This is a genomic window from Robinsoniella sp. RHS (assembly GCF_001029355.1).
Classification (GTDB): Bacteria; Bacillota; Clostridia; order Lachnospirales; family Lachnospiraceae; genus Robinsoniella; species Robinsoniella peoriensis.
On the sequence record NZ_JNGB01000112.1, the window covers coordinates 1 to 11,635 of the forward strand.

8 protein-coding genes are annotated in these 11,635 nt (G+C 41.4%); 1 reads left to right on the top strand and 7 read right to left on the bottom strand.

Going from position 1 to position 11,635, the window contains the following annotated elements:
* From RHS_RS24225 to RHS_RS24250, 6 genes are all read right to left on the bottom strand, one after another.
* The coding region (locus tag RHS_RS24225) for an ABC transporter permease subunit (RefSeq protein WP_047834616.1) at positions 1-813 on the bottom strand (813 nt) is incomplete at its 3' end.
* Positions 814-888: 75 nt separating this feature from the next.
* Positions 889-2,415, bottom strand: coding sequence for an ABC transporter substrate-binding protein (locus RHS_RS24230; RefSeq protein ID WP_047834611.1), 1,527 nt, complete (start codon positions 2,413-2,415; stop codon positions 889-891).
* A 263-nt stretch (positions 2,416-2,678) separates the two neighbouring features.
* Entirely contained in the window at positions 2,679-7,808 is a 5,130-nt protein-coding gene (locus RHS_RS24235) for a family 16 glycoside hydrolase (protein ID WP_047834612.1), read from the bottom strand.
* A 234-nt stretch (positions 7,809-8,042) separates the two neighbouring features.
* On the bottom strand, positions 8,043-8,267 hold the full coding sequence (locus tag RHS_RS24240; RefSeq protein ID WP_027295253.1) for an HPr family phosphocarrier protein: 225 nt from the start codon (positions 8,265-8,267) through the stop codon (positions 8,043-8,045).
* A gap of 302 nt (positions 8,268-8,569) precedes the next feature.
* Entirely contained in the window at positions 8,570-9,628 is a 1,059-nt protein-coding gene (locus RHS_RS24245) for a Gfo/Idh/MocA family protein (RefSeq protein ID WP_047834613.1), read from the bottom strand.
* Between the two features lie 11 nt (positions 9,629-9,639).
* Positions 9,640-10,371: a ThuA domain-containing protein gene (locus RHS_RS24250; RefSeq protein ID WP_047834614.1), complete on the bottom strand. Its 732-nt coding sequence runs from the start codon at positions 10,369-10,371 to the stop codon at positions 9,640-9,642.
* Positions 10,372-10,548: 177 nt separating this feature from the next.
* Here RHS_RS24250 and RHS_RS24255 point away from each other — a divergent pair, with 177 nt between their 5' ends.
* Positions 10,549-11,334, top strand: a complete 786-nt coding sequence (locus RHS_RS24255; RefSeq protein WP_027295255.1) for an AraC family transcriptional regulator — start codon at positions 10,549-10,551, stop codon at positions 11,332-11,334.
* Between the two features lie 11 nt (positions 11,335-11,345).
* Here the strand turns inward: RHS_RS24255 and RHS_RS24260 are convergent.
* Positions 11,346-11,635 (bottom strand): Ig-like domain-containing protein (locus RHS_RS24260; RefSeq protein WP_047834615.1); only part of this gene is annotated, 290 nt, incomplete at its 5' end.

Here is an 11,635-nt window from a genome sequence, read left to right on the forward strand (position 1 = left end):
CTGTTCAATTAAAGCACGGTATACATATGTATCAATTACATTTGTGGTAGGAAGAAGGACACCGGAGTTCATGGGAACCTGGTAGAATAACCCGAAATCCGAATAGAAGATTCTCCCAATACTTAATAGAAGCAGCGTAATTATCGTAGGAACCATACATGGAAGGGTAATTTTCTTAATCTCCTGCCATTTCGTTGCCCCATCCAGCCTGGCCGCCTCATAAAATGTGGGATCTATGCCAATCAAAGTCGCAATATAGATTAAGCATCCATACCCAACCCCTTTCCAGCAGTTTGCGATTACTAATATAAAGGGCCAGTATTCCGGTCTCTGATACCATTGTACCGGATCAATATGAAGCGCCTTTAATATGGAGTTATTTACCATTCCATTTTCTGCGCTCAGCATGGCATAAACAATGTAGCTAAGAATTACCATAGACATTAAAAACGGAAGCAGGATCGCACTCTGGTATAATTTTTTCATTTTTTTACTGCGTACCTGGGTAATCAAAATGGCAATTGCAATTCCAATCACCATGTTTACTAAAATAAAGGCAAGATTGTATAACATTGTATTTCTGGTTATTATCCATGCCTGATCGGAGGAAAATAAGAACTTAAAATTATCTAATCCACAAAATGGACTGGCTAAAATCCCTTTCGAAAAATTAACCTTCTTAAATGCAATTATCATTCCTGCCATAGGAATATAATTATTTATAATTAAATAAAGTACTCCCGGCAAAATCATAAGATACAGCGGGAAATGTTTTTTATAAACCAGCAACTTTGATTTTTTATTCACATTCATTCTCCTTTTTAAAACTGCCGTAAAACTTTTGTTTTACGGCAGTCATCCCATTTCTATTTATTCTGTGCCAGAGTTTTAATCACGCTTCAGCCATTCATCAAATTGTTTCTGTTTGGCCTCAATCACACGATCGATTCCGGCTGCTTCCAGATCTTTCAGAAATTTAGGAATGTATTCTTCCGGATTTACAGATCCGCTGTTTAGAGATCCCCGGTACTGTGACACCACATTTGCCAACGCTGAGACATCACTTTCTACCGCTGAATCGTCAAATAAAAATCCCATTGCTTTTGAATCCTTTGCACTCTTATTAAATTCCTCCATTTTTTGCCAGAGCTTTGGATCACTTCCATTCCATTTGTGGGCAATAAACTGATTGGGCAATTCCCATCCCAGGTTCAGGCTGTATCCTACATTATCCGTGGTAATTCCTTCCGGATAATTGATAATATCATTTTCCTGATCCTCGATGACATAGTCTGTACCTTCTTCACCCCAGTTCAGCAGATTCATAATTTCCTTACTACCATAGATATAATCTAATACCTGCATTGTCTTATCCGGATTTTCACAGTTTTGTGCCAGCGAGAAAATAATACCGGAATAGGTCTGACAGTTTTTAATCGGGTAATCCCTGAACTTCACTATTTCAAAATCGTATCCTGTAGAACTTTTAAATTCCACTGGTGTACCCGGATGATACGCAAAGAACAGTGAGAACAGATTTCCAGCCTTGCATACCGTTCTCCAGTTTTCGGTTGCCGTACCTGCATCCTTGCTGATATATCCTTTCTGGTACCAGTCATAAAGCATCTTTGTAGTCTGCATGTACCAGTCGCTTGCAAACAGATTTTCAATCTTCGTATTTTCGGTCTGATCCATCAGTACGCCTAAGCCATTTGCATCTGACAAAGTATCTCCCGGAAATAACCTGTCCAGAGGTGTATCCCCACTGTTAATAGAAAACAGCATGGTCATATCCGGTTCTCCTTTTTTAACAGCCTCAAAGACTTTTTCCAGATCTTTAGGTTCCTTAATTGCAGATGTGTCAATGTTATATTTTTCTATCATATCCTTACGCATGAAAACTGCCGGTATACTTCCCCTCTCGATTTGGTTTGGCACACCATAGAGGAATCCATCTATGGAATTCAGTTTTAATACCTCTTCCCCATAAATTTCTTTTAAGTTTGTCCCATATTTTTCTACCAGCTCTGACATATCCATGATCTGGCCTGCATGCATAAACTTCATTGCCCCTGTGGCATTCGTGTAAAAACAGTCAATTTTCTCATCACCGGATAGCATTAACTGCAGCTGCTGGGATGCACTTGCCCAGGGAAGCATCACAATATCCAGCTTGGCATTCAATTCTTTTTCCAGAATTTCATTGATCTTTCCTTCAATTCTCTCTTCATCCTGGGGCTGGCTTCCCTGCAGAACCATGGTTACCGTATAGGGTTCTCCTTTGTCATTCGTCTCACTGTCACTGGCTGCACTCCCGGTTCCGGCTGTGTCGGCTGTATTTCCACCTCCGCAGCCAGCCAGAGACAATGTTAATATACCTGCTAATAAAAGGCTGATCCACTTACTCTTTTTCATTAATTTTCCTCCTGCTTTGTCATACGACTGATTATAGTTGTATTATAACGGTGATTAAAAAAGATTGCTATAACTGGTCTGACTTAAAACTATCACTGGTTTGACATTACATTTTCAGAAAATTACAAGTTTAGCTTGTATCACACAATGCAGAGAATAAAAAAAGACAGAGGCCTGTTATGGCTTCCTGTCCTTTTTTGATTTCTTTCTTATCAGATTTTCTTTAACCTTCTGATATATATCTTCCGGCTATTATGCGGCTCCTATTTAATCCTGACGCTCTTCACCTTACTATAACTACTATAGTATTTATGGTTTTTCACAGTCTTATAAGACCTTACCTTCACAAAATATTTAGTTCCTTTTTTCAGTTTGGATACCGTCTTTGTGATGGTTTTTGCATTTTTGACACTGACGTATTTCTTTCCTTTTGTAAATTTACTGTTCCTTGCATAAACGATTTGATATCCGGTTACTCTGGAATCTTTCTTCCAGGTTACTTTCATTCTGCCTTTGCCTGCTGCAGATACTTTTGAAATCACTGCCTTTTTCGGACGTACTTCGAATGTGATTGTCTTAAAAGCTTCATTGTATTTGCCAGTAGCAGATGCTTTAATCGTAATCTTTGCTTTTCCGTAATTTTTAACGGTAACTTTACCGGAAGAGCTGATGGTAACAACTTTTTTATTATCAGACTTGTAAGAAAGCTTTCCATCGCCATTTGTCTTTACATTTAATTTGAAGGGCTTTGTTCCATATATTTTAGAAATATTCTTAGCACTGATTCTCTGATTCTTTTTCACCGGTTTAGAAGGTTCCACTGGTTTTACAGGACCAACTGGCTTTTCTGTTTCCTGCGGCTTCTCTGTTTCCTGCGGCTTCTCTGTCTCCTGCGGTTTTTCTGTCTCCTGCGGCTTCTCTGTTTCCTGCGGCTTCTCTGTTTCTTCCGTTTCTGTTTCATCTGGTTCTTCCGGATCCGTCGGCTCTGCTACACGATTGTCTATTGCATATTTTGAAATCGTAAGCAGGCTGGATGCCAGATCATAATCCATCTGATTTCCTGTGGCTTCCTGAAGGGCTCCTGCATCTGCAATGGCTGTTTTCAGGCGCGCGAGATCTGCCGGTCTTGCTTTCGAGGTATCTGTTCCGGACACCTGTGATTTGGTATCATCCAGTCTCTGCGCATTTGCTGAAGTATCTTCCAGATATCCTGTATCCATCATCAATTCATTAGACTGTGCTACCACAATCTGTCCGGATGACAAGCCTACCAGACGGAAATAATATGTACCATCAAACGGTACTCCAAATGCAACTTTATCTTTTGTAAATACACCTCCGCCTTTATAGTTGTTGAATTTTACATCCACAAACTCGTTGGTATATACACCGGGTTCTGTGCCATATTGTACCTTGTAAGATGCAGCAGTTGTCTTTGGATATGTAATCTGGAATCCATCCTGGAATGATTCTGCTGTGATGTCGAATTCCTCGACTTCAATCTTAGAATAGATCTCTTTTTCTTCTTCTGTCAGGGTGCGTACCTGTATATTATCCACTTCGAACTGCCTGTTATATCCGCGAAGCCCTACACGCCCAATCTTGTGAGAACTGTCAGCAATAGAATAAACCTTGGCTCCGTCAATAAAGAAATTCAATTTGGAACCGTATGCAATTACCATAAGATGATGTGCCTGGTCAGGTTTAACCAGTTCCGATTCCACTGTTCCGCTTATTCCGTTCCACTTTTTATCCGTTGCTTTTCCAACTTCAAAGCTTCCCTTACCCTTGCCATATCCTATTCCAAAATAATAACCATTGTAACTGTCTGCGCCGCTTTCTTCCTTGGAAGACCGGAAAATAAAACCTGCATTCTGACCTTCTCCCCGCAGTGTTACATCTGCTTCATATACAAAATCTTTCCACTGATATGGCTCTGCTGTTACCAGCTTCATATCTGTACTTGATCCAAGTACCACTTTTTCATCCACAAACTGGATATCTGCCTGATTTGGTACCTTCAGCCAATTCTCCTGGGATTTCTGTGCATCACTAAAATCATCAGTGAAAAGTACTTCGTTTGGCTGTTCTCCCGGTTCTTCCTCAGTTTCCTCAAATACCCCAAGGTCTTCTTGCACAACCGGTCTCACATCTACCCCATACGCGGTAAATGCCTCATTGTAGGAACGGAAACCAATTGTTCCTTTTGAGAATCTGGAATCGCTGAATTTTGCAATAAATTCATAATCTGCATCGTCATGAGCTTTTAAATAAACAGCAAACTGGTCACCAAACGCTACTACCTTAATATCATACTTTGTGTTCGTCTGAAGTTCCGGCATGGAAAATCCCTTAATGTCATGCCATTGTCCATCTGCATAGCCAATCATAAGTCCCAGGCCATGGACATTGCCATCATTGTAATCAACTCTTCCAATACCAGCAAAGTATCCTGCATAAGCATCCGGATCATCTCCAAAATTACTTCCGCGGAAGATAATACCTGCATTATTTTTTGACATCTCATCAACAGATACCGTTCCGGTAACTACATAATCCGTCCAGTTCTGTGCCGAACCGTCCGCCGGCTCATAAGTCATCTTAACTCTTTCATTTTTACCGATTTTTGCTACCGTTCTGCCTTCATTTTCATCCTGTATATACCTGATATTATTTCCCGGATCATACTTCACCCATCCTGCTGACCCGTCCTCCATATAGTTCAGGGTTGTGAATCCGGAATACTGGGCATTGGGCGCACCCGGATTTGGTTTTAATCCGCCACCGTTGACTTCCTCAGCCTTTAATACAATGACATCGCTTGCTTTATCTTCACCATGAACCTTTGCAACGATCTGTACATAATAGTCCAGCGTGGGATCAATTCCTGTAATATACGCCGTCTGGGACTCAAATCCGATAATACTGTTGGTAAAATCCCCTTCTTTCGTTGTCTTATACAGAAGTTCATATGGTGTCTCCTGAGCATTTAAATTGGTATTAATCTTAATGTAATCATCTGTACGGCTATAGCTTTCAATATTAATATCCGTAATTTCCATATTTACCGGTGTAACCACCAGTCTGTCTACCTGAAGCCCTTCAGTAAACCGAAGATTATTAAAATATCCGTTGGTGAATTTGAAATTACCGTCTGAAATTAAGGTTTTCAGACCCTCCAGTGTTGCAGAGCCCAAAGTAAGATCAACTGACACTTTTCCTTTATTATTTACAATAACCTCTCCCTGTCCGCTTCCTTCTACCGTTAAAGTATAATTCTGAGCAGCCGGTACAATAATATTTTTAAACTCCTGATAAATATTACCCAGATGCTTAATTTTACTGCTGTCGCCCTCTGCCTTCACAACATCTGTGTATGGCTCTCCGATTGCCGGGAACTGGGATATACGCAGTCTGCCGCTGCCGTAAGGGATTAATTCTATATCGGTCTGTAAGCTTTCATCTGCCGGTGTTGCTCCAAATGGCTGAGGTCCTGCAATATTGCCATCATAGGTCCACTCGGGTATTAACTGTCCGGTAGCTTTGATGGTAACCGGTGCTGTCTGGGTGCTGAATGGCTGCAGAGCCACCTCATCTGCGTATGACACTTGAAATCCATCTTCTACAACCAATCCATAATTCCACTGGGATGCCGGATATACTTCTCTAAGCGGAGATTGTTCCTGATGTTCTACCTTTAATTCCCTGGCATCATTGCTTTCCTCTACCCGCCAGTCCTCTTCTATCTTAAGCCCGTAAAGAAGCGGTCCTTTTTCTACTGCCACAGAGTCGTTGTACCAGGATGATGTTGCAATCTCACTTGGGAATACCAGATCAATGGTATCTCCTTTTTTCCATTCCCGGTCTACCTTATAGTATTCTCCGTTCACAACGCCCTGAACTACTGTATCATTTACTTTAACAACCGGATCAACTGCCCATTCCGGAATTCGAAGCTGAAGTTCAAAATCTGCTGTATCTCCCTTATAATCCAGGTGAATAGCATCTTTAAACGGATAATCAGTCTGCTGAACAAATTCAGCGGTTTTTCCGTCTGCCACCTTCGCTGTAACCTGATTAGGTCCGTATGCGGTCAGCGCAAGTCCGTTGTTCTCAGTTGCCATCCACATATTCTGAACAAACTTCGGCCATCCCATATGTGTGTTGGAATAGCAGCAGTCAAATCCCAGCGGTGCTCCGAATGCCGAGCTGTCGCCATGGTCGCAGTCAAATTCATGATTTCCCAGTGTTGCCATAACCTGATTCTGCAGGACATAGTAGACATGTCCGGACATATCCGGTGTATAAGCAGCCGGAAGAGCATTATAAGCCAATTTCTCAATTCGGTCACCAATCCATGCTTCTCCCAGCACTTTCTCTGCGATCTCTGATGAAAGCAGCCCTTCCACAATACCACAGTTCTCCGTACCTCTGGTACTTCGGTTATCCCTTGCTGCCTCATCCGAATTGGGAAGCCCGTCTACCCGCCCATGGTCAATGGACATATTCAGCAGCCCGTTCTGAAGCGCATTCTTATCTCTATCATTTTTTGAATACTGATAATATACAGCCGGAGTCTTCATGCCCTGGCTGGTATTTACCACGTGCTGGCGGACAGTCGTATCATTATACTGGCCTGTCCAGTCTGTTGTCTGCTCTTCCAATATGTTACCCAGGTCAAGCAGCCAATCAGATGACTGCGGATCAGAATCATTATAAAGCCGGTTGTACAGCCAGTAAACACTGTCAATATTATCTCCGCCACGAGCATCCGCCCAGTTGCTTAAGTGATTGTTCGGCAGTGCTGCTGCCTGGTACCGGAAATAACTTTCCATAAAAGGAATTACCCGCTCATCCGTTTTTGCTGCTGCTTCGGTTGCTTCATAATAATCCCTCATTGCCATAAGAACCGGCATCTTCGCCCACCAGTCAGTCTTGCTGCCTGCTCCAAAAGATCCGTCCTCCTTCTGGCTTGCCAGAATTGCTTCTACCCACATCTGAGCCTCTGTCTTCAGTTCCTCATCATCCAGCACATATGCCAGCGCAACAAGTCCTCTCATATAATAAGGACCTCTCTCCCAGCTTTCCCCATTTTCTGCGCCAAGCCATGCACTGGTAGCTTCATTATAATCATTGAACAGATGCATGTTTCCCGTTAAATTTACTTTTTGTAATAACAGCTGGTTTTCAAGCCATCCATTTGCACGCACCGCCCCCACCGGTAATTGTACAAATGGAGTGGTAATCAGCTCTCCCTGATTAGAAACATAATCTGCATTTCCCCGCCTTGCGCTTTTGTTTTTCATTTCTGCTGCATCAACTGCTCCTACTGATCCAGCCAGAAGTGATGCTGCCAACACCACAGACATAGTCTTTTTCAATACCTTTCTCATCTTCCCGCCTCCATTATTATTTTATAATATTCTTATTTTAATAGAAAAAAATACCAATATCTATAAAAATATCATGGAATTTGTTGTAATTTTTTAGCATAGTTTGTAATTCTTTCAAAAGCCTGCTTTTTAATTTATCTATAGACATTAAAATAGCCCGAAGATTGACGTTTTCACCAATCTTCAGGCTATATCATTCCATTATACATTGTCTTTATCTCCATTCTCAGGTTTTCATGCATATGCTGAAACGTTTTCTACCAGATCCTGACAATCATTTGTATTAACGAGCATCTCTAAATCACTGGATGGGCTTAACACGATTGCACTGACAATGGACTTGGCATCCAGAACACAGTCACCGGATTTAAGCTCTACATCATAATTGTAGCGGCTTACGATATTCACAAATTTTAATAAATCATTGGCTGTGTTAAAATGAACGGGAATTCTTGTCATGTTGTCTTCCTCCTCTCTGCTTAGTATATAATAGTATTATAAACCTCTATCGTGGACAAAATAGTAAGAATTTGTGAACAATTTAAGAACTTTCACTAAAAAATTTCTTTCTTTTGTTTATATTTATTTATGATTTGCACAATAATTTGTTTTATTTGTATTATTATCACCGTCTTTGTCTAAATAGCCCATATATTGTTTCTCATATAATTGCTATCAAAGTGCACCTAACAAAATGTCAAAAAAACAGAGATTACTCTATTTTCATAGCATAACCCCTGTTTATGTGCACATTTAACTTATTATATCCTTGTAGCCAGCTCTAAATAACTGCCTGCATTGCTGCTTTTCTCAAACCCGGTCATGATTTCTAATACATGTAGCATCTGATCGCCATTTGCCCTGAATTCATCAAGTCCTCTCAAGGCATCAGCCATATTAGACAATCCTAGTCCCCTGCTGTTCTCACTGTAGTCAAATAATAACGGCATATCCCTGTATTCATTTTCTTTTCCACTCAAAAGCTTAACCGGTCCTCCAAAGGTATTCGGGTCGGGTACAATTAAAGTTCCTTCTGTACCGTAGATTTCAAATCTTGCCTGCTGAGTATAATATACATCGAAAGTGGTGGTAACCGTAGCCGTAGCCCCACTTTCAAAATCAAGAATACCATTATAATGAGTGGGTACCTCTACATCAATTGTCTTTCCATATAAAGGTTCACTGGTAATAACCCGATGTTCAAAGTTTTTCTTCGCTATTCCGGTCAGTCCTTTTACGCTGCCCATAAGATTCACAAGGGCAGTCAGGTAATAGGGGCCCATATCCATCATTGGTCCTCCTCCGGTCTGATAGTAGAACTCCGGAGCCGGATGCCAGCTCTCATGCCCATGACAGATCATAAACGCCGCAGCTCCTATGGGCTTGCCGATAAATCCCGAATCTATTATTTTTTTACAGGTCTGTATTCCCGCCCCCAGAAATGTATCCGGTGCACCTCCAAGCAGTAAGTTTTGTTGTTTTGCCAGAGCAACTAACTCCTTACCTTCCTCAAAAGTAGTTGCCAGCGGTTTTTCACTATATACATGTTTCCCAGCCAGAAGAGCTGATTTTGTAACATGGTAATGCTCCAGCGGTCTGGTTAAATTAAGCACAATTTCGATTTCGGGGTCATCCAGCATTTCTTCCATATTTTTATATACTTTTGAAATATGGTACTCTTCCTGTACTTTTTCTGCCTTTTCTTCAATCAGATCATAGATCCCCAGAATTTCCACATTCCGAAACACACTGCTAAGATTTTTTAAATAAATGCCGCTGATGGCACCCAGTCCCAATATTCCGATTTTTACTTTTTCCATAACGGTCCCTCCTAATACATTTTTGCGGTGCTTTCAAACCGCTCTGTTGTAAGTCCGTGATCCAGGGCATACTGCCTGCCCTTTGCTGCCCATAGAAGCCCCCGCTCCATGATTATCTGAGCGGTGGGGAATTTTTCAAATACATCATCGTGGTGCCCCAGGGAATTATAAAATACTCTTCCATTCCCCCAGAATTTTGTCCAGACAACCGGCATATCCACACATTTATTAGCACTGTGGTAATAATCCACAACCGGAAAACGAGTTGTGGCGAGCACCTCTACCGCTGGATCTACATGGAGATAATACTGCTCACTGCAGACATGAAAATCCGATACTCCTTCTACAATAGGGCTTGACCCAAACTTGATGTTGACTTCATAATCCACACCGTCTCCCCCCGGATGGCTGACCCACTGTCCGCCAGTCATAAATTGCCATTCCACATCATTTCGAAAGGAATCGCACATACCGCCGTGGCATCCGGCAAGCCCTACTCCTGCACCCACTGCTTTCACGATATTCTGGCGGTATTCCGGTTTGATCTCACCCATGGTCCAGCAAGGAACAATCAAGTCCAGCCCCATCAGCATATCCAGATCTCCTAAAACCTCCTGGGTATCTGAAATAGTACATGTATACCCATGTTTTTCTAATAGATCAGAGAACCTCCGTGCTACCTTATCCGGCTCGTGTCCGTCCCAGCCGCCTTGAAAAATAAGTACTTTTTTATTTGTTTCCATCTTAAATCTCCTCTCTTTTTTTCACCATTTAATTTAATTGAATTATGCGGTAATCCTTTTTAATTTAATTGCATTATAGCAGTAATCCATTTATAATGATTGTCATATCACATTATTTTGTAGCCAAAAATTGCTAATGGTTGTTGTAATAAATGCCTGAAGTGAGAGAGGTGAAATATGAATCCATTTTACGAGAAGAAGTTTGAGAAGCCACATATTAATAATATTCAGAATCTTAATTTCCCGGCTCATCTCCACGATGCAGTAGAAATTATTTATGTAAAAAAAGGCAGAATACAGGTTACCATTCAGGATCATACTCTGGAAATGGCAAAAGGGGAACTAGCGGTTGTCTTCCCGGAAACCGTACATGCATACCGAACCGAGGCGCCAAAAAGCTGCGATGTTATTCTCTTTATTTTTGATGAGAATATGTTCGGTCCATTTCTAAACCAGTTAAAAAGAAGCCATCCTCTGAATCCATATTTAAAATCTCATCAGGTCCACGGGGATATCTTATATGCCTTAGACAGATTAGAGGCATCTTCAAAAGAAGACGCCTCCGGATTTCTGCTGGGGGCCTGGATTCAGGTCATCCTGGCCCATGTACTGCCTTTATTTACTTTGGAAAAGAATGCCCGGCCTGATAATACGGATCTGACTTATCGTCTGGTTCAGTATATTTCCCTGCATTTTCAAGAACCAATGTCTCTGGATACGCTGGCGCGGGAACTGAACGTAAGTAAATATTATTTGTCCCATATTTTTTCCAAAAAGCTTAAGATGGGCTTTCACGAGTATTTAAATAATATTCGGCTGGATTACGCTCAGTATCTGACCCGTTCTACCAACGACACACTTACCAGGATATGGATGGATGCCGGATTTGAAAGCCAGCGTACCTTTAACCGGGTCTTTAAAGAAAAGTATGGGACAAGTCCGAAGGATTACCGGCTAAAATAAAATGTTGCCGGTTATCTCCGTTCCACAATTACCCTTATTCTTTTTGTAATTTTATTGCACGTCACGGTTATATGACAGCTTCCGGCTTTCTTTGCGGTTATAATGCCTTTTTTATCAACCTTCGCTATCTTACTGTCTGACGAACGGTAATCAATTTTATCGGCAGCTGTGACCGGTTTCCTAACCACTTCTATCTTTTGCTTCTCTTTTACTTTTAAAGTAACCTTTTTCGGCACCTTGATTTTGGTTGTTTTTACCGGAGCTTTTTGAACTGTTAATACGCAGCTTGCCCTCGCTCCGC

Coding starts and splice junctions, on each gene's coding strand:
- RHS_RS24230 (WP_047834611.1), bottom strand. CDS start 2,415: ATGAAAAAGAGTAAGTGGATCAGCCTTTTATTAGCAGGTATATTAACA.
- RHS_RS24235 (WP_047834612.1), bottom strand. CDS start 7,808: ATGAGAAAGGTATTGAAAAAGACTATGTCTGTGGTGTTGGCAGCATCA.
- RHS_RS24240 (WP_027295253.1), bottom strand. CDS start 8,267: ATGACAAGAATTCCCGTTCATTTTAACACAGCCAATGATTTATTAAAA.
- RHS_RS24245 (WP_047834613.1), bottom strand. CDS start 9,628: ATGGAAAAAGTAAAAATCGGAATATTGGGACTGGGTGCCATCAGCGGC.
- RHS_RS24250 (WP_047834614.1), bottom strand. CDS start 10,371: ATGGAAACAAATAAAAAAGTACTTATTTTTCAAGGCGGCTGGGACGGA.
- RHS_RS24255 (WP_027295255.1), top strand. CDS start 10,549: ATGAATCCATTTTACGAGAAGAAGTTTGAGAAGCCACATATTAATAAT.